General features: G+C 45.9%; 12 protein-coding genes and 1 riboswitch. Of the genes, 9 read left to right on the top strand and 3 right to left on the bottom strand.

The features are described from left to right. Positions 1–248: 248 nt before the first annotated feature. On the bottom strand, positions 249–4,412 hold the full coding sequence (locus QE357_RS24225; RefSeq protein WP_309713676.1) for a two-component regulator propeller domain-containing protein: 4,164 nt from the start codon (positions 4,410–4,412) through the stop codon (positions 249–251). An 879-nt stretch (positions 4,413–5,291) separates the two neighbouring features. Then, on the bottom strand, positions 5,292–6,131 hold the full coding sequence (locus QE357_RS24220; protein ID WP_309713673.1) for a DUF2911 domain-containing protein: 840 nt from the start codon (positions 6,129–6,131) through the stop codon (positions 5,292–5,294). A 256-nt stretch (positions 6,132–6,387) separates the two neighbouring features. Here QE357_RS24220 and QE357_RS24215 point away from each other — a divergent pair, with 256 nt between their 5' ends. From QE357_RS24215 to QE357_RS24180, 8 genes are all read left to right on the top strand, one after another. After that, positions 6,388–7,389 carry a PDDEXK nuclease domain-containing protein gene (locus tag QE357_RS24215; RefSeq protein ID WP_309713669.1) on the top strand — a complete coding sequence of 334 codons (1,002 nt, stop codon included), beginning with the start codon at positions 6,388–6,390 and terminating at the stop codon, positions 7,387–7,389. 237 nt (positions 7,390–7,626) lie between these two features. Further along, positions 7,627–8,187, top strand: a complete 561-nt coding sequence (locus tag QE357_RS24210; protein WP_309713666.1) for an AAA family ATPase — start codon at positions 7,627–7,629, stop codon at positions 8,185–8,187. Positions 8,188–8,204: 17 nt separating this feature from the next. Beyond that, a riboswitch (cobalamin riboswitch) is annotated at positions 8,205–8,487 on the top strand. Then, positions 8,473–9,729 carry an ABC transporter substrate-binding protein gene (locus tag QE357_RS24205; RefSeq protein WP_309713663.1) on the top strand — a complete coding sequence of 419 codons (1,257 nt, stop codon included), beginning with the start codon at positions 8,473–8,475 and terminating at the stop codon, positions 9,727–9,729. It overlaps the preceding riboswitch by 15 nt. After that, entirely contained in the window at positions 9,726–10,763 is a 1,038-nt protein-coding gene (locus QE357_RS24200) for an iron ABC transporter permease (RefSeq protein WP_309713660.1), read from the top strand. The genes QE357_RS24205 and QE357_RS24200 overlap by 4 nt, the downstream gene beginning before the upstream one ends. Next, the gene (locus QE357_RS24195; protein ID WP_309713657.1) at positions 10,760–11,779 is read left to right on the top strand and encodes an ABC transporter ATP-binding protein; all 1,020 of its coding nucleotides are present in this window, start codon (positions 10,760–10,762) and stop codon (positions 11,777–11,779) included. The genes QE357_RS24200 and QE357_RS24195 overlap by 4 nt, the downstream gene beginning before the upstream one ends. Further along, positions 11,751–12,329, top strand: coding sequence for a cob(I)yrinic acid a,c-diamide adenosyltransferase (locus QE357_RS24190; protein ID WP_309713654.1), 579 nt, complete (start codon positions 11,751–11,753; stop codon positions 12,327–12,329). Before QE357_RS24195 ends, QE357_RS24190 begins: the two co-directional genes overlap by 29 nt. After that, entirely contained in the window at positions 12,326–12,832 is a 507-nt protein-coding gene (locus tag QE357_RS24185; RefSeq protein WP_309713651.1) for a bifunctional adenosylcobinamide kinase/adenosylcobinamide-phosphate guanylyltransferase, read from the top strand. The genes QE357_RS24190 and QE357_RS24185 overlap by 4 nt, the downstream gene beginning before the upstream one ends. A 977-nt stretch (positions 12,833–13,809) precedes the next feature. Further along, positions 13,810–14,793 (top strand): pectinesterase family protein, encoded by a 984-nt coding sequence (locus QE357_RS24180; RefSeq protein ID WP_309713648.1) that lies wholly within the window; start codon positions 13,810–13,812, stop codon positions 14,791–14,793. A 236-nt stretch (positions 14,794–15,029) separates the two neighbouring features. On the opposite strand, the gene QE357_RS24175 is transcribed toward QE357_RS24180, so the two are convergent. Continuing rightward, positions 15,030–15,608: a nitroreductase gene (locus QE357_RS24175; protein ID WP_309713645.1), complete on the bottom strand. Its 579-nt coding sequence runs from the start codon at positions 15,606–15,608 to the stop codon at positions 15,030–15,032. Positions 15,609–16,325: 717 nt separating this feature from the next. Here QE357_RS24175 and QE357_RS24170 point away from each other — a divergent pair. Further along, complete coding sequence (locus QE357_RS24170; RefSeq protein WP_309713642.1) at positions 16,326–19,682, top strand: TonB-dependent receptor; 3,357 nt, start codon at positions 16,326–16,328, stop codon at positions 19,680–19,682. Positions 19,683–19,695 lie beyond the last annotated feature (13 nt).

The following is a 19,695-nucleotide window of genomic DNA, read 5'->3' as shown; positions in this document are numbered from 1 at the left end:
AAATAGGAATCAACAGGCCGTAGTTTCTCTGCTGTGGCTGGGATCAGCACAGGTTGTACTTCTTCATCTCATGGAAATGGAGAAAAACGGAGTGGGATTCGTTCTATAATTTAACCGAACAAAACTAGGATTATTTGAACAGCACCATAGGGGGACAATCTCACATTTGATGGGGGGTAATTCATTAAAAAGGGTCATTTCCCATAAAAAATTGACCATTTCGGTGATTTACTCCCCCATTTCAGGCCTTACCCTTTGAAGAATTGCTGGCCGAGTGTCTGGTTTTCGTGGAAGGCTTTTCGGTATTTTTTGACGTATTCTGAAGGGTTCATCCCGAAAAGTTTATGAAACTGTTCCCGGAAATATTTTGCATCATTCATACCAACCTGATAGGCCGCTTCGGCAATGGTAATATCCGTACTTAGCAGCAATTGAGCCGCTTTTCTCAGGCGGATAAAACGAATGAATTCATTAATGGATTTTCCGGAAATGGATTTGATTCGATTGTACAACGTGGACTGACTCAAGCCAATTTCAGCGGACAGCACTTTTGTATTAAAGCCCGAATCCATCACGTGTCGTTCTACAATCTGGATGCAATCCTGAAGGAATTCTTTATACTCTGGCGAGACTTTGAAAGAACTGGATTGAAGCGTGATTTCATTATAAAAGAAACTTCGTAAGTCCTTCCGGTTTTTCAGAATGGAGGCAATCTGAGCTAACAATAGACTAGGCTCGAAAGGCTTTCGCAGGAAAGCATCGGCCCGCTCTTCCATGCTTTGCAGTTCAATTTCCTGCCGCGAGCTTGCCGTTAACAGAATCAGAGGAATGTGGCTCAAACTTGCTTCTGATTTAAGCTGATGGCATAATTCCAAACCGGACATTCCGGCCATCATTACATCACTAATGATCAGATCGGGTTGGTATTGATGAGCCGCCGCAAGGGCTTCCTCTCCACTGCCACATTCAATGATGCGATACTGATCTTCGAGTAACTGACGCAAATACGTTCGGATGTCTTCTTCATCGTCCACCAGTACTAGCGTATCTTTTTCCTGAGCGAGTTCAGAAATCATCCCTTTAGCCGGGATGAGCGGAGCTGGAAGCCATTCGAGGTTTTCCGCTCCCGAAAGTTCTTCCAAAAATACCGAAGGCTGGTTTTGGGAAACGGGACTAAGCGGAGCCACTTCTTTCTTACGAAGTGTGATAAAAAACGAAGTCCCCTTGCCTTTCTCCGACTGATAGGTAATCGTACCGCCGTGTTTTTCAACGTAATTTTTAGTCAGGTATAACCCAATCCCAAACCCGGCTTTGCTGGCTCTGTTTTCTGTTTTTTGCTGTTGAAAAAGCTGAAAAATATCCGCACCCGACTGCTGATCAATGCCTATGCCTGAATCTTCTACGCTTAGGATCACCTGTTTTTCTTTTTCCCGGATCACTACCTGGACAGAGCCCCCCGCTGGTGTAAATTTTAAAGCATTGGAAATCAGATTAAATAAGGCAATTTCCAGTTTCTCACGGTCGCAGGGAATTTCCAGATTTTCATTTTCGCAGGTGTAGGTATACGTGATCTGGTGCATCTCGGCCTGATGCAGAAAGCACTGAAAAACTTCATTACCCATTTCGTAGAGATTCACCGACGAAAGTTTCAGTTGATCCGTTTCCAGTTCTACTTTCTGAAAGAGTAACAACTGATCCATCATACTCAGCAGACGGCGGGCATTGCGGTAAATCAGCGTGAGGTGCGACTGCTCCTTTCCCTCCGGTCGATTGGCCAAAAGTTCTTTTACGGGGTTAATAATCAGGGTTAAAGGCGTTCGGCATTCGTGCGAAATGTAGGTAAAAAACGAAAGTCTTTTTTCGTGCAGCTCCTTCTCTTTCCGGGCTTCTAACTGAGCCAATTGCACCTCGTAGGTCAATCTTGTCTGTTTCAACCGATACCGCTGATACCCGTACAAAACCATCACCAAACCTAAAGCATAGCCCGCATAAGCCCACCAGGATTGATACCAAGGCGGCAGAATCTGAATGGGCAGGCTTACGTAATCCTCAAACCAGACCCCATCCTGATTGGCTACTTTAACCTTGAAAACATAATTGCCTGCGGGCAAGTAACGGTACGTAACTGAGCGTTCCTGATCGGTATAATACCAGTCTTTGTCCAGTCCTTCCAGTTGATAAGCGAAACGCGTGTTTTCAGGATAGGCGTAATTGAGTGAAGAAAACTGAATCGTGAAGACGGCTTGGGAAGGGTCTAATACGATGGATTGTTTACCCGCATATTCCTCCATCGGTGTGCTCCCTTTTCCACCCTGTTTGTCAAACACCTGAAGTCCCGTAATCATGGCTTTGGGATGGTAACCCGAAGGTTTAATGCGACCGGGCTGGAAGGAATTCCAGCCTTCCGTTCCTCCAAAAAACATCAGATCTTTCTGGGCATCATAAAGGCTCGATCCGGGATTAAATTGTCCCCTTTGCAGGTTATTCTGCTGATCAAAATTCTGTATCCTACGGTCTTTCAGCCGAACACTGGAAAGGCCTTTGTTGGTACTCACCCAGGCTACCTGAGCTGCGTCTATTTGAATGGAATTAATAACATTGCTCGGCAGACCATTGGTATCATTGAACCAATCCATCTTTTGATTGACCACGTCATAGACTAGTAACCCATCGCCTTCGGTCCCAATCCATAACCGGCCCGACGCGTCCAAGGCCAGCGAAATGACGATGCGGTTTGAGATAAAATACGAATCGGTGGATTGATTGAAAAAGGCCTTGAATTGCTTCGTCTGAACATCCAGATAATTCAACCCGCCCCCATAGGTTCCAATCCAGAGATTTCCTTTTGCATCTTCCACAATAGCCCTGACATCGTTGGCATTAATGCTACTGTTAGAAGGTTTAAAATGCTGAAACTGACCTGTTTTCTGGTTGAGCAAGCTTAGCCCTCCGCCATTCGTGCCCACCCAGAGTTGTTTCTGCCGATCCTGATAAATTACCCGCACGTCGTTTTTTTCCAGACTACCGGGATTGTCAGCCTGATGAGCATATTGCTGAAAAGAATCGGATTGAGGATGATACTGGAAGAGTCCTTTGGAGTACGTACCAAACCAGAGGTTATTTTCCCGATCCCGATGGGCAGCAATCACCGCCCCATCTTTTAAATCACTCGCTTGATTTCCAGGCACGTAATGTTTAATTATTTCACCATTGGGGTTACTTTTAAAAATACCGCCCCCGTCTGTTCCCAGCCATAGTTTCCCCTCCTTGTCCTGACACATGCCATAAAAACGCATGAAATTTTCACCTTTGGCCGGACTGGTTCGCTGGGTATGCAGGGCAAATTTTTCAGGCTCATGTCCGATTAGATAGACGCCATCACCGTAAGTACCTACCCATACATTTTCATCCCGGTCAATGAAAAGCGACTGTACCGAACGCCCGGTGATAGGTGACTGGTTTGAAGCCTTTACCCGTTCCAGCCGCAACGCTTCGGGCCGTCGGGACTGGCTTAAATCAATTCGGTATAAACCGCCTTCCTGCACACCAATCAGAAGTTGATGCTGCCGGGTTTCTACGAAAGAGAGAAAAATTTCGCTGCCCGAGTCGGTGGGTAAATTGAGTTTATAAAATCGGGACTCATTGCGTTTGAATAACACCAGCCCTTTGGCCGTAGCAATCCAGATATTCTGCTGATGATCTTCAAAAATTCGGTGAACCCGGGCTTTAGGAACCTGACTATAATCAAGGTACGCTTTCTTCAATTTTCGCTGAGCGTCAATCTGGTACAAATCAATGCCCCCCTCGCGAGTGCCCAGCCAAAGTAACCCTTTCGAATCTTCGAATACGTTTAAGATCGCATTCGTCGAAAGTCCTGCTAAGGTTTTCTGAGTATAATAGGTAAATCGATGGTCGTTGACGTGAAAAGAGGCAAAACCCGATCCATTCAGCGAAAGCCATAGATTCCCGTCTTTGGCCTGCGAGATGTCACTAATATCACTGCTCTTCTCCCCTGCTTCGGGCTGAGGATGGTAACGCCTGAATTGCCCTTCCGTTTCAATAAACTCGTTCAAACCGTCCCTCGAAGAAATCCAGAGGGTTCCGTGACGATCTTTAAAAATGCTTTTGATGTAATTTCCGGCAATCGTATTGGTCTGAGCAGAAGAATGCCTGAAAACCTGAAAAGACGTTCCATTGAATCGATTCAGACCATCGCTGGTAGCAAACCACATCTGCCCCTGATTATCCTGTAGAATACTGTTTACCACTCCTAGCGACAAGCCGTCTTTAAGCGAATAATTTAGCACCCGACCTGAATGGGGCTCTTCCGCCCGCATTATTAAAGGCAAGAGCAACAGAATAACCAAGGCAAGTAAGCTCGTGAACGTTATGCGTCCTTCCCTGCCCCTCATTTGATATTTTTTATTACTTATCCGTATCATCTAAACGAAGACTTTCGGCAATGACCGAAGTAAGTCCGAGAAAAAATAGCCTTAAAATTAAGCAATTTTATGTAGAATGATCGTAAGAACTCTGGATGGGCTAGCTTACCTTCTTATTCCCAATCAATTAGACTTAGGAAGCAACCATTGAATGGAATAAACTCACTGGCAAACAAAATACACTAAGTAATTTACGCTATTAATAAAGACATAATTACTTACTAGATGAATTAGATTGTTTCTTATAAATAGTAACAATTTGAATCTTCAATTCATTAAACGATACTGGTAAACTGTATATTATATAAATCAGGGGTTTTACATTTAGTCATCGTTATCTAAGTATTTACAATTAAACCTTAAATAAGATAAACGTTATGTTTTTGGCTTACCTAGATAATTTTTAGGCAGATTTAAGAAACTGTTTAGAATCGTTGAATCCTATCCTTATGCCGTGGTTGGTGTCTCACCAACCACTGTTTGCGAGCAAAGCGAAGGAGCTTATGACTTTTTGCGGCCTTATTTGATCTTGGGGAAATTGCTTCCCCGGATTTCATCCGGGGCTATTCGTAATTGAACCCCGGAGGGGTTATCCGTGTTTAACCCCTCCGGGGTTGTTGTTTATGTCGTGGTTGGTGAGACACCAGTCATGGTATGGAAAGCTAGACGCGACTTGATTACGTCTCTACGAAAAAATGATGATACATACTGAAAGTAATGGCTCTCGACAAAAGCAGACCTAAAGCAGAGCTTTTCCACACTAAATCCGACTAAAAACAATACAAGGGAGGCTTTCTATGGGATAGAAAACCTCCCTTGCATTTGTATTCAATTCTGCTGCAAGCAGTATTACTTGGCTCCTTTTTTCAACTGATCCAATTTATGAGCATATTCAAACTCAAAATCAGTACCTTTCGTCATTGTTGCTGCTTTCTGAGCCGATTCAATAGCTTCTTTTTTCTTTCCTAATTTGGAGTAGATTTGAGCTTTCAGGGAATGAATCCAGAAGGCGTTAGGGTTTACTGCCAGCGTTTTGTCCGCGTAGGTGATGGCATCTTCCAGCTTGTAATTCACTTCATTGAAATAACCCGCTGCGGCCTGGTAGGGAGGATTACTTCCCTTCAGTTCCTTTTCCAGGTAAACAATGATTTTCTCCTGGTTATCCGCCACAATCTTCACGGGGACTTTTACATTTTCCCAACGAATATTCAGCGTTAAAGACGAGCTGGTAATGTCATTTAAATCAATCGTAAACGTTTCGTAATTTTCTTTGGAAACAACGGGCTTAACGGTAACTTTTGCTACGTCTTTCGCCGCATCAAAAAACTGCTCGCCCTTGCTTTGAAGGCCACTGTTCAGAATAACCGTCCAACTGTCTTTTCCGGGAATGGTGTATAAGCTATACGCACCCGCCGCCACTTTCTGACCGCCGAAGATAACGTCCTCACCAAACGTGATTTTCGTCAAAGCATTGGCTCCGGTTCTCCAGCTTTTACCGTAAGGGATCATTTCACCGAATACTTTACGACCTCTCATCGAAGGACGAGAATATTCCAGCTCGATTTTAGACGTAGCAAATTGTTGGGTCAGGCTGATTTTAGGGCTTGCAGAAGGTAACTTCATATCCTGAGCCATCGCCGCTGTTGATAATAAACAGGCACTGGCCAGACAGATAATAACTTTTTTCATAATGAATTAAAAGATGTTTTGCAATCAAGAAATGAAACCGACGTCAGCTCATTCGTCCGCAAATTACATCCAGTAACTTCCAGAAAAAAATGCTTGAGCATCACCAGGAGCAGGTGAAAGTGCTATTTCATTCTTCGTCCATAAGCTAGAAAATCATTGATGCCCTATAAAATCTGCATAAAAACGACCATTGTTTTTTTAGCTACTTTGACTAATTTGGCCAATTGCCAAAGCGAAAGTTTTAACAAGCCATCCCATGCATTTGAATAAAAATATCCTATCACAAATTCAGTCCATTATTGCCAATGCCCAGCAAAAAGCCATACGTAGTGTGGACTTTGAGCGAGTGCTGATGTACTGGCATATTGGAAAAGTAATAGTTGAGGAAGAGCAGCAGGGCGAAGACCGGGCTACTTACGGGACCTTTTTGATAAAATCCATATCCGATACTTTTCAACCCCAATTTGGGACCGGATTTTCGGTGCGACAGTTAGAGATGAATCGGCAGTTTTACCGTACGTTCCCAATTACGAACGCACTGCGTTCGCAATTCAGTTGGACTCATTACAGGTTACTTATTCGTATTGATAATCAAGACAAAAGAGAATTTTATATAGCAGAAGCTGAAAAAAACAATTGGACGGCAAGGCAACTCGAACGCCAGATCAACAGTCAGTTATTTGAGCGACTTTTGTTGAGCAATGACGTACAGGCCGTTTTGGCCGTAGCCCGAAATGAAAAACAACCCACCGATGCCAAAGAGATCATTAAAGACCCAATGGTGCTGGAGTTTTTAGGGCTTAAAAGAGAAGCATCGTATTACGAAAAAGACCTGGAAACGGCTATCATTACCCACTTGCAGGATTTTATTTTAGAACTGGGTAATGGCTTTGCTTTTGTAGCCCGGCAAAAAAGAATCCATATCGACGGGGATGAGTATTTTGTGGATTTGGTATTTTACAACCGCTTGTTGCAATGTTTCATAGTGATTGAAATAAAGACTCAAAAACTCACGCACCAGGATTTAGGGCAATTGCAGATGTACGTAAATTATTATGACCGCTACGAAAAACAGGAATTTGAAAACCCCACCATCGGCATTTTGCTTTGCACCGATAAAAATGATGCAATGGTCAAAATATCTTTGCCTGAAAGTAACAAAACCATCATTACCAGTAAATACCAACTCTATTTACCTACCGAGCAGCAACTGCTGGAAGAAGTGAAGAAAGAAATCGAAAAATTGGATAACATTTGATTAGCAATACGAGCTTACCCCAGACCAGCACCAACGAAGAACCCTTTGAATAGAACAATTAACTATTGCTTTCGGGAAGCAAATTCAGCCTGATTGCGAGGGTGAAATAGCTCTGTCTGGCTCTGGAGAAAAAAATATTACATGTTCATGGCTTTGTTCCCTAAATGTGGGTTATAGCTCTGAAATAACGGGTACACAAGATTTTATCGACATGTACTATCCTTTAGTTTTAGAAAAATGAGGCATCGAATTGTGATTTCTGGAGGACCGGGGGCGGGGAAAACTACCTTAATTGACGCTTTGCAGAAACAGGGGTATGCCACTTCCGCAGAAGTTTCCCGTCGGTTAATTCGCCAGCAAGTGGAGCTTCAATCTGACTTAGTTCCCTGGAAAAATCTGGAAGGCTTTGCCCGGCTGGCTCTGGAGGCCATGATTAGGGATTTCGAAAACAGTCCTTCCGAGCTAACCTTTTTTGATCGCGGCATTCCTGATATCATTGCTTACCTGAAAGTTGGCGGCTTACCGGTCTCCAAAGATTTCCTGACAGCTGCTCGGCGTTATCGGTACCATAACCAGATAGTTATGACGCCGCCCTGGCTGGAAATTTACGTAAACGACGACGAACGCTGGCAAAGTTTTCAGGAAGCACAGGAGCTTTATCAGGCCATCGCCAGCGTTTACAAAACCTGCGGGTATGAGTTACTGGAATTATCCAAAGGTCCAGTAAATGAGCGAGTTACTTTCGTCACCTCTGCTCTGACAGGACTTCTTTCCGTTGAAGCCTTTCCCGCCCGTTAATTCTTCGTAGATTTGCCCCTTCATTCATACATGAAGGTATGCCTCCTGTATAAAGGAAGGTATTTAAAAGGGAATTCGGTGTAAACCCGAAACAGTCTCCGCTGCTGTAAATTCCAGTTGAGTTGAATGAGTTTTGAGTATAGAGTTTTGTGTTGATTCTGCCAAATGCCAGACTAACTCAAAACCCAAAACTCAAAACCCTACACACAAAACTTCCAAACACACATCCACTGAGCCTAGCTTGGGAAGGAGTTTGGGAGGGAATGAGTCAGAAGACCTGCCTTGATGGTTAACCCCCGACAGCTTTCGGATGAAAAGCTGGTACGAACCATGATGCATTATTCTATTTTTTCCAGCCGGAAAACAATGACCCGGTGGGCTTTCGGTTTGCTCATTAGCCTGGGCTGCATGGCAGGCTTTACGCAATGCAGTACTACTTCTTCCGTCTCTGAACAAGGCGACATTTCAGTTAAACAGGATTACTTTCCCGAAAAAGTAAAACTTAGCCACGCCAGAGGCTTCCGCATTCAATACCGACCCAACTATAAGGTAGTCGATATTCTCAGTCCCTTTGAAAAATCCACGGATACCGCTCGTTACATCCTCTTGCAACGCGGTACGCCCCGGCCCAAAGGGTATGCAGATCGGCAGATTATTGAAATTCCCCTCCGAACCATGGTCGGGATGTCTTCACTCCACATTGGTTTGCTGAGTTTTCTCTCGGCAGAAGACGTATTAATTGGACTGGGCGATTTGAAATACGTATCATCACCCAAAGTCATTGAACGGATTAATGAAAAGAAAATTACGCAGGTCGGTAAAGATCAGACGCTTAACGAAGAGGTTCTGGTAGCATTAAAACCCGATCTGGTGATGACCGTAGGGCAACCTAATGCCCGCATGGATCGGTACCAGACCCTGAACGCAGCAGGCGTGCCGGTGTTAATCAACTCCGAATGGGTAGAAAATACGCCGCTGGGACGGGCAGAATGGGTAAAACTGATGGCGGCTTTGCTGAATAAAGAAGCATTGGTTAATCAGAAATTCGCTGAGGTTGAAAAGGAATACAAACGCCTGGCGGGCCTGACTAAAAACCTAAAAAACAAGCCCAGCATTATCACGGGTACGAGTTATAAAGATGCCTGGTATGTTCCGAACGGAGATAGCTATATGGCTCAGTTTTTTCGGGACGCGGGCACTACCTATCACTGGGACAAAGTCAAGGCAACGGGAAGCTTACCTCTCAATTTTGAAGCCGTTTATCCCATTGGTTTGAAAGCGGATTACTGGTTGAATGTCGGCATTAGCGGTCGCGATACGAAGAAAGACATTCTTGATAAAGATAGCCGTTACGGAGATTTTAAGGCTTTCAAAACGGGTCAACTCTATAACTATAGCAAACGGACCAATGCTCGTGGATCGAATGATTACTGGGAGTCGGGAGCGGTTAATCCGCATCTGATTTTATCCGACCTGATTAAGATTCTGCACCCGGAGCTTTTACCCGATTACGAGCTGTATTACTACAAAAAACTGCAATGACCCGACCGCTGTTATTCAGCCTGCTGATTCTGCTGAGCGTGGTGTGTTTCTTAGTAAACCTTACGCTTGGTTCGGTATCGATTCCAGCCAGGGAAGTGGCCCGTATTCTCTTTACCCAACAATCTGAACAAACGGCCTGGCTTTTCATTATTGAAAAAATTCGTTTGCCTAAAGCCCTTACCGCCGTATTGGTGGGCTGGGGACTGTCAGTAAGTGGGTTACAAATGCAAACCTTATTCCGAAACCCACTCGCGGGACCTTCGGAACTGGGCATTACCGCCGGGGCTGGGCTGGGGGTGGCAGCTATTATGTTAGGTAGCGGAAGTGTAACGAGTTTATATGCCATTCGTCAGTTAGGGATTTCAGGCAGTTGGCTGATTGTATTCATGGCCTCGCTGGGTTCGGCGATGGTGTTATTGCTAGTCTTGTCAATTGCTGGACGGATACGTGATCATGTCGTCTTGCTCATTGTTGGTGTGATGGTGGGAACCATCACGATTTCCATCATTAGCATCTGGCAGTATTTCAGTCAACCCGAACAATTGCAGGAATACCTGCTCTGGACGTTTGGCTCGCTGGGCGGTGTGGTAGATTATCATCTGCTTGTGCTTTCTACCGTGGTGATTTTCGGATTAATACTCGCCTTTGCTTCGTCCAAGGCTTTAAATAGTTTATTACTCGGCGAAGCGTATGCCCGTAGTATGGGCTTAACCGTAGGCCGGGCCCGCACCATCATTCTGGCCAGTACCAGCATTCTGACGGGAAGTATCACAGCCTTTTGCGGACCCATCGGCTTTATTGGGATTGCCGTACCACACTTAACTCGCTCGTTGCTGGGCACTTCTAATCACCGCATTCTCATCCCGGCCAGTGGATTAATCGGTAGTATCTTAATGCTGGTTTGCGATAGCATTGCTCAGTTACCCGGCACCCAGTCGGTTTTACCGATCAATGTTGTTACTTCTTTGCTTGGGGCTCCGGTCGTGATTTGGATGATTGTTAGTCGTCATAACCTCAGAGCTTCTTTCTCATGAGTGCAGACCTGTTATTACATACCCGTCACTTAAGCATCGGTTATGGCAATCATCGGGTGGCGGGACCCTTATCCGTTCAGCTCAAGGCAGGGCAACTCGTGTGTTTACTCGGGCCCAATGGAGCCGGGAAATCCACGCTCATGCGAACCCTTTCGGGCTTACAAAATGCCTTAGAGGGGGACGTATATCTAGGAGATAAACGACTTCCTCATATTCCGCCGACTGAACTGGCTAAAAAATTAAGTCTGGTCTTAACCGAACGGGTCGAAGCGGGTCATTTAACCGTTGGTGAACTGGTCGCTCTGGGTCGGACGCCTTATACCAACTGGCTCGGAAGCTTAACTTCAGTAGACCAGGAACGAGTTCAATGGGCTCTGGCACTAACGGGCACTCAGTCGTTCATAAACAGACGCTTACCTCAGTTAAGCGATGGCGAGCGTCAAAAAGTAATGCTGGCTCGTGCTCTGGCTCAGGACACGGATTTGATTTTACTGGATGAACCCACGGCTCATCTCGATTTACCCAGCCGCGTGGAACTGATGCGGTTGTTACACGAACTGGCCCGACAAACCCGGAAAGCTATTTTGCTCTCTACGCACGAACTGGACCTGGCCCTTCAGGCAGCGGATGAATTATGGCTTTTGGGAGCTAAAGGAGAATTTGAGCACGGCGTTCCCGAAGATTTAGTCCTCAACGGGTCCTTCGAGCGAACGTTCGCTGCTTCTGGTTTTGCGTTTGACCGTACCACCGGAACGTTTCAAATGTATCCGGCTCCAACGGGACCAGCCTTGGAGTTACAGGGTAATTCCGCCGCTTACTTCTGGACGCGAAGGGCCTTATCACGCGAAGGGTATCAAATTCAGGCATCGGCCAGACATTCCGTTCAAGTTACCGACGAAGGATGGTTTATTGATGAACAAACCTTCGTTACTTCTATTCACGATTTATTACAGGAACTTTCCAATCGGTATTCATACCGCACTGACAATGAAGATTTACACAAAAAAAGGCGATAAAGGCACGACGGGACTCTTTGGCGGCAGCCGGGTTGATAAAGACAATGTTCGCATGGAATGCATTGGAACGTTGGATGAAGTCAACTCAACTATTGGTTTGTTACGGGTGAAACTGGGCAATGAACATGCCTGGCAAAGCAACCTTCACAAAATTCAGAAGGACATGATGGACATGATGTCGCATCTGGCTCGCCCTTCGGACGCGAAAAAAGAAAACAAGAACCCTATGCCCGTAGACGGAGCCGAATTTTGCGAAAACTGGATTGATGAACTGGAGGCGGCGATGACTTCTCCTTCGGATTACTTTCTGTTACCCGGCGGGAATGAAGTGTCGGCCCTATGCCACATGATTCGTACGCAAATGCGTCGGGGCGAACGCCGACTGGTTTCCCTGATTAAAACGGATGAGGTTCACGAGGCCATTCCAGCCTATATTAATCGTTTGTCCGATCTGTTTTTTACTCTGGCCCGGGCCGAGATGGATCAGGCGGGAGTGGCCGAGGAGAAATGGCAACTATTCCTTTACAAACGTTTTAAATCTGCCGAATGATCCTTTATATCTCGGGAGGAGCCCGCAGCGGCAAGAGCCGTTACGCCCAGTTGCGGGCTAAGGCTTGGTCAGAAAATCCCGTTTACGTAGCCACGGCTAAAATTTGGGATGAGGAATTTGCCGAACGGGTCCAGCGACACCAGCAGGAACGCGGTCCTGAATGGACCAGTCTGGAAGCCGAGAAAAATCTTGCCGGACTGCCCCTGGCTCATCGGGTCGTGGTGATTGATTGTGTTACCTTATGGTTAACCAATTTATTCATGGACCATGACAGCAACCTTGAATCAACCTTAGCTGCTTTCAAAGCTGAGATTGATGCTCTGTTACAAATTCCTGCAACGCTGATCATCATATCCAATGAAATTGGGATGGGCTTACACGCCGAAACGGCTCTAGGTCGCCAGTTCACTGATTTACAAGGCTGGGCGAATCAATACGTAGCGGAGAAAGCGTCAGAAGCTATCTTCATGGTTTCAGGGTTACCGTTGGATTTGAAGAAATGAATCATTAACTGCTTTCAGAATTTCAACCTTTAGACTATGCTCGTCCTCGACTGTGTCGCGGATGCCTGAGAAAAGCGTCTGCGACGTTCAGCGTTCTAGACGCTCTTCTTTCCAATCCGGCTTGGAAACGAGGGCTAATAGTTGAACGAAGAGCGTTTTAAAGTAACATCTTCTTTTAGTAGAGACGCGACTTTATCGCGTCTGGGGTAAGAGGCAATAAAGGCTACATTCCATATACTCCCATTCCCCAGCAAGACGCGATAAAGTCGCGTCTCTACCTTAATTTGTATTTCGATATCCCTCCCCCAGTGTCCCCGGATTTCATCCGGGTCCATCCAGACCGGGACTACCTATATTAAATCCCGCTGGGGTTGTTGTTCAAATCGTATTATGACAAATAACCCCGAAGGGGTTAAACACGAGTAGCCCCGGATGAAATCCGGGGAAGCAGCCCCAAAAGATCATAAGGTCCTTCGCTACGCTCTGGATGACAGATCGGGGTGTAAACGAACGCCTCCAACGGTGTTTGCATCCGTACGAAAGCCTACCTACTCTCTTCCTTTTTATTGAAACCTTGTCAGACAACTTACTAAAGACCTGTTTAAAATTTTTAAGACTATACATGATACCTTATATTATTCAATTACCTATAAGTCCAAGGCGAGACAATAGCCCTAAAGTCCTGAGCCATTTCTTCGGTTGCCTCTGAAAATCAATCAGACTAATATTTGCTGGGAGTAAGGTTCGTAGTGGAAAAACAGGTCTTCCTGTTACTGAACAACCAAATACTGTGCATTGATGTGCCCTTTCCTTGGGTTACCTTTCCGTTACCCATCTGAGGGCTCGAAGCATTCAGAAGCATTGGTCACCTTCGTGTTGGGTATCAGATCTAGGAAAGAGCACTTATACAAACCCGAAAAACAGAATCGACTCACTTAAATCCGGCGAGCGGATTTATCCGTTCCCTACTACTTACGATGAAAAGAATTTTGCTCTTTGGTTATTTCATGCTGGTAACGCTGAGTCTGGCGGCTCAGCAAAAAAGTCCCATCCAGGCCATCACCTACACCATAGCTCAGGACGGCAGCGGCGATTTCAAAACGATTCAGGAAGGCGTGAACTCCTTCCGAGATCATATGCAGGTACGGGTCACTTTGCTGGTGAAAAACGGCATTTACGCAGAAAAGCTGGTCATTCCATCCTGGAAACCTACTATTCACATCAAGGGAGAAAGTAGAGAAGGAGTGATTATTACGGGCGATGATTTTTCGGGAAAAGATTATCCAAAGGGTAAAGACGCAACGGGCAACGCTAAGTTCAGCACGTATACTTCTTACACTGTTCTTGTGGACGCTCCCGACATTATTCTGGAGAACCTGACGATTCGAAATACTGCCGGACGCGTCGGTCAGGCGGTTGCCTTACACGTCGAAGGCGACCGCTTTGTTTGCAGAAATTGTATTTTATTGGGTAATCAGGATACGCTGTACGCGGCTCGTGAAGGCAGTCGACAGTATTACCAGAATTGCTACATCGAAGGCACTACTGACTTCATTTTTGGTAAATCAATTGCCGTTTTTCAAACCTGCCGTATTAAAAGCCTCTCAGATTCATACATCACCGCCGCTGCGACGCCAGCTTATCAAACCTATGGATTTGTATTTCTGGACTGCGAATTAATCTCCGATCCAGCGGCGAAAAAAGTGTATCTGGGCCGCCCCTGGAGACCCTGGGCAAAGACGGTTTTCATTCGCACGCAAATGGGTGCACACATCGTACCCGAAGGTTGGAACAATTGGGAGAATGCGGAAAATGAGAAAACCGTTTTATACGCCGAGTATGAAAGTCGGGGCACGGAAGTAACGAACCGCGTTAAATGGGCAAAAACGCTGACGGCTGAAGAAGCAAAGACGTATACACCTGAACGTATTCTGACTGGCAACGATCAATGGAGGCCCTGATACTTTTGTGGAATCTACTAGCCCAAGCAAAACGAAGGGCTTACGTACCTTTATCTAACTTCCCAAAAATTTAAAACTTTTGGGAAGTTAGACACTAACAGCTGCTGCCAGATTCTATCGGTAAAGGTTTCATAAGTCGCATGAAGATCCGACGACTGTAAACTTTAGAGCCTTTCTTGCAGGTTAATACATTTACTGAGCAGGTCTACCATAAAAAACAACCGCTCAGAAAATTGTTAATCTTCAATCCAGGTCAGTTTATCAATAATGGGTTTTCGAACGGCAGGTTTCGTGATTCCATCAAATCGTCCCATATAAAACAGTCCTACGCACTTTTCATTAGGCTTGAGTTCTAAAAAGGCCCCGAGCTTATCCAGATTTCCGGGTGTGCTCCAGTATGAACCAATTCTCATGGCCGAAGCGGTCAGCCACATGTTTTGAACGGCACAAGCTACGGCAGCCAGTTCTTCCCATTCCGGTACTTTTTCGGGATGTAACTCCATATTGATGGCAATCACAGCAGCTGAACGCAACGCTTTCTGGCGAGTACCCTCGTATTTCGCTTCCGAAAAATTTTCAGGCGTCGTCTGACTACGATAGGTTTCTCCTAAAAAATCCGCTAGTTTGTATAGTCCATTACCTCTGAAAATAGTAAACCGCCAGGGTTCGGTCAATCGGTGCGTTGGAGCGTAATTGGCATTTTCCAGAATCATTTCAATTTCCTGAATGGAAATTTCTTCGCTGGTATAGCTCGGAGGAAAAATACTGCGACGGTTACGAATGACTTCGTTAAGTACTTCAAGTGACAGAGTCATAATTTTTAAATGTATGATAGTAGATAAGTGATCCGTATGCTCGCTGGCTTCATTATTAAGTTTCAAAAAAATAATCCCTTCATTAGTTCCAACTGTACATAAGGCCTTCCAAAGTTTAGGCTATATTTCCTTTCCATCTTTATACTTTTAGAAATATACTATACTACATCACGTTGAGTCTCCTTTGTTGCTGAATCCTCATTTCCGTCAATCAGCAGATTTCTATTTAGCCAGTGCAGTCTTACTGATAGGCTTCCATTCTTCCTACTCCAGGCACAGGACGTTACTAGGGTAGGCTATCGCTGGGCAAACATAGTAAAGACACTATATGGATCTAATCAGGGCACGTTTAATTCTAGATAATCTCCTAAAGCTACAGGTGCAAATCTGCGTTTTTATACTCAAAAACCTCAAATCGAAGCAGACAGCGAATTAAGTAAAAGATACGCCGCCTCAACCCTGTTTAGAATTAGATTATATTACCCTAATGCACAGAATCATGAAAATTGAGGGTAAAAGCAGGGTTCTCAAACCTTTCAGCAGAAAAAAGAAATGGTACTTGGTCAGTATAGGGACTATTGACTAAATCGGACCTTCTTTTTGACGAAAAAAACGCCCCCTGCTCTGCCCTCACTCCTCTACTTTTGAACTATTCCAATTTTTTTTATTCCCCCTAGGCCGTTCACTCAAGAATCAAGGTCCGAAACAATGAGAATTATGTTTCAAAAACGTTTACCACTAAAAGGGCTACTTTTTACCGGAGTAACGCTTTTGTCAGGTGCATTGCCTGGAAACCGGCAGGTTTCGGCAATGCACCTGCCTTTACATGCCTATGAAAATCCTGCTCCGCCCCTATCACCCTCGCAGGTCGTCACTATCATCTCCGGTACGGTACAAGACGAAAAAGGGACCGCATTGGCCGGGGCAACCATCTCCGTAAAAGGGATGGCGAATCTGGGTACTACAACTGACGGCAACGGTCGGTTTAGTTTACGTATACCCGATAACGTTAAAGATCCGGTTCTGGTCATTTCCTACATTGGTTTTCAATCGCAGGCTGTAGCCATTGGCAACAAGACCAATCTTACCATTCAACTGGAGTCTGATCATAAAGCACTGAATGAAGTCGTCGTTGTCGGTTTCGGTCAGCAGAAACTTCCGACCGTGACGGGCGAAATCAGCGTTGTCGATAGCAAAGCCCTGCTGCAAACTCCAGTAGCCAACATTACCAACATGTTGATTGGACGGGCGGCTGGTATTAGCGGTATCCAGAACAGTGGTGAGCCTGGACAAAATGCCACGACCATTCGGATTCGGGGGATATCTACGCTAAACGGCTCCGATCCACTCATCGTAATCGACGGGATTCAACAGCCTACCGAACAGCCGTATACGGTACTGAACGCCATGGATCCCAACGAAATTGATAACATCAGTGTGCTCAAGGATGCTTCTGCTACGGCTGTATTCGGGATTCGGGGGGCAAACGGGGTAATCATCGTTACTACTAAACGTGGTCGGGCCAATCGTCCTCAATTTAGTTTCTCAACGAATCAGGCCTTTACCAGAGCCTCTTCCCTATTCGAAACGCTCAATTCTTATGAGTTTGGATTGCTTCGCAACGAAGCCGTTCGAAATGCTCAGGCTTCGGGTGATAACAGTTACAACCAGCTTCTGTTCTCGAACGACGAACTCTGGAAGTTTCAGAATAACCGGGATTATACCCCCGCCGAGGTAAATGCCATGAACCTCACGGCTGACCAGAAACAAGCTCTGCTGAATAGTCCGGCTCTGTACTACACGAGCAATAACTATTACAAGGAGCAATTCGGCGGCGTAGGTCGGCAGCAACAGTATAACCTGAACGTATCGGGCGGCACCAACCGGTTAAAGTACTTCGTCTCGCTGGGGAATTTCCAGCAGGCAGGTATTCTGAACAACACAAAGTACGGAGGATCGAATACCAACCCTTATTTCAATCGGTACAACTTCCGGTCTAATGTCGATATAGACGTCTTCAAGAATTTCCAGGTATCGTTCAACATGGCCGGTCAGACTTCCATTGCCAAAGTACCCGGAGCGGGTAACTCTTCTGGAGACTTTGGAAACCGCTATCAGAACATCATTCAGAGTATTCTGGAAAACAGCCCCTTCTCTGGTCCGGGTATCGTAGACGGACGTTTGGTAACGGGCTTCGTAGGATTACCCGGCGATCCAACCAATCCCGTTGGCAGTAAGGGAGGAGGAGGATATACGCCTCTTACTCAACTCCTTACGGCGGGAACCCGTACCATGTATACCACCACCCTGACCAGTAACTTCGTGGTGAAACATACGATGGGATACATCACGCCGGGTCTGAGCTCGCGGGTATCCGTTGCGTATGATGATAGCTACACGAAAGGATTTGCCAAAACGGTTAGCGTTCCGCAGTTCAGTGCTATGCGAAACCCATCGGATCCAGCCAATCTAATTTTCATCGGTGGACAGATCAGTCCTACATCTACGGCGGATAACGTGGGTAATGGGTCCTGGAATAAACTGTATCTGGAAGCTGCGATTGATTACAATCACAGTTTTGGAGATCATACGGTTACGGGTTTGATCCTTGGAAACGCTCAGCGGTTTACGGCCAACGGACAGGGTTACAACACCCCTTCTGGTCTGATGGGTCTGGTCGGACGGGTTACGTATAATTTCAAAGAACGCTACCTGTTTGAGTTTAACATGGGCTTCAACGGTAGTGAGCAGTTTGCTCCAGGTAGACGATTCGGTTACTTCCCCTCCGTTTCGCCCGGTTGGATTTTGTCCAACGAATCGTTTTTCCCTAAAAACGATCTAGTTACCTGGGTAAAATTCCGGGGTTCGTACGGAGAAGTAGGCAACGACCAGTTAGGTGGCCGTCGTTACTTATACCTGCCTAACACCTGGGCTTACAACGGTCGGGGTTATTACTTCGGCAGAAGCGATGGGTCCAGTGCCAACCCCTACTTCAGCGGGGCTCAGGAAACGGCCTTAGGAAATCCGGCCATTACCTGGGAACGTGCCCGGAAAACGAACTTGGCTGCTGAATTCCGGTTCCTGAAGGATCGTCTGACCGTAAACACGGCCTTATTCTGGGAAAATCGGAACAACATTCTGGTATCCCTGGGAACGATTCCCGGTACCTATGGTGTGCCCGACTGGAACGTACCTCCGGCTAACGTAGGACGGGTTAGTAACCGCGGCTATGAACTCTTCGGCGAATGGAACGATAAAGTAGGAGCCGTTCAGTACTTTGTCAGAGGAACCTTCTCCTATGCTCGTAACCGAATTGACTATCGGGCGGAAGCTCCCTACCCTTACCCCTGGATGAACTCGACTGGGTATTCCATCGGCCAGTATAAAGGGCTGCGGACGGATGGCTTCTACAACACCCAGGAAGAACTCAGCAATCGTCCCTACAATACGTTTGGCGGTAATCAGGCAAAACTGGGAGATATCAAATTCCGTGACATTAACGGCGATGGTATCCTCAACAATCAGGATCTGGTGCCCATCGGCTATTCTAACCTGCCACGGGTAGCGTATAACTTTTCCGTAGGTCTTTCCTACAAAGGTTTTGATATCAACGCTCTGTTCATTGGTACAAAACAGGGGTCTTTCCCTCAGTATGGGTATATCCTCAGCACGCCTTTCGCCAAAAACGTAGGTGCCGTGATGCAATATGCCTATGACGGACGCTGGACTCCTGAAAAATATGCCGCAGGACAGCCCATTTATTACCCTACCATCTCTTTCAGTGGCGGTCAGTCTAATAACAACCAGTTGAGTGATTTCTGGCTCAAGTCAAATGATTTCACTCGCTTGAAAAACCTTGAAGTCGGCTATACGTTCCAGCAGAATAACTCTTTCCTGAAAGCCACGCATTTGCAGGGGGTACGCTTGTATGTAAATGGCAACAACCTCTTTACGTGGGGTTCCCACCTCATCAATGGAATTGATCCCGAACAGGCTGATACGGGCAAAAACTCCATGGGATACCTCTACCCGTTGACTCGCACTTTCAATATCGGAGCAAGTATCCAATTCTAAGTTCATTTCAGAA

This window comes from Siphonobacter sp. SORGH_AS_0500, from assembly GCF_031453245.1.
GTDB lineage: Bacteria > Bacteroidota > Bacteroidia > Cytophagales > Spirosomataceae > Siphonobacter.
The sequence above is the reverse complement of the archived record's forward strand: the minus strand, read 5'-3'. Positions and strand labels throughout refer to the sequence as shown.

Excerpts from the sequence above, each read along its gene's own strand:
- QE357_RS24185 (WP_309713651.1), top strand. The coding sequence starts at position 12,326 with ATGATCCTTTATATCTCGGGAGGAGCCCGCAGCGGCAAGAGCCGTTAC.
- QE357_RS24220 (WP_309713673.1), bottom strand. The coding sequence starts at position 6,131 with ATGAAAAAAGTTATTATCTGTCTGGCCAGTGCCTGTTTATTATCAACA.
- QE357_RS24175 (WP_309713645.1), bottom strand. The coding sequence starts at position 15,608 with ATGACTCTGTCACTTGAAGTACTTAACGAAGTCATTCGTAACCGTCGC.
- QE357_RS24210 (WP_309713666.1), top strand. The coding sequence starts at position 7,627 with ATGAGGCATCGAATTGTGATTTCTGGAGGACCGGGGGCGGGGAAAACT.
- QE357_RS24195 (WP_309713657.1), top strand. The coding sequence starts at position 10,760 with ATGAGTGCAGACCTGTTATTACATACCCGTCACTTAAGCATCGGTTAT.
- QE357_RS24200 (WP_309713660.1), top strand. The coding sequence starts at position 9,726 with ATGACCCGACCGCTGTTATTCAGCCTGCTGATTCTGCTGAGCGTGGTG.
- QE357_RS24180 (WP_309713648.1), top strand. The coding sequence starts at position 13,810 with ATGAAAAGAATTTTGCTCTTTGGTTATTTCATGCTGGTAACGCTGAGT.
- QE357_RS24190 (WP_309713654.1), top strand. The coding sequence starts at position 11,751 with ATGAAGATTTACACAAAAAAAGGCGATAAAGGCACGACGGGACTCTTT.
- QE357_RS24225 (WP_309713676.1), bottom strand. The coding sequence starts at position 4,412 with ATGAGGGGCAGGGAAGGACGCATAACGTTCACGAGCTTACTTGCCTTG.
- QE357_RS24215 (WP_309713669.1), top strand. The coding sequence starts at position 6,388 with ATGCATTTGAATAAAAATATCCTATCACAAATTCAGTCCATTATTGCC.
- QE357_RS24170 (WP_309713642.1), top strand. The coding sequence starts at position 16,326 with ATGTTTCAAAAACGTTTACCACTAAAAGGGCTACTTTTTACCGGAGTA.
- QE357_RS24205 (WP_309713663.1), top strand. The coding sequence starts at position 8,473 with ATGGTTAACCCCCGACAGCTTTCGGATGAAAAGCTGGTACGAACCATG.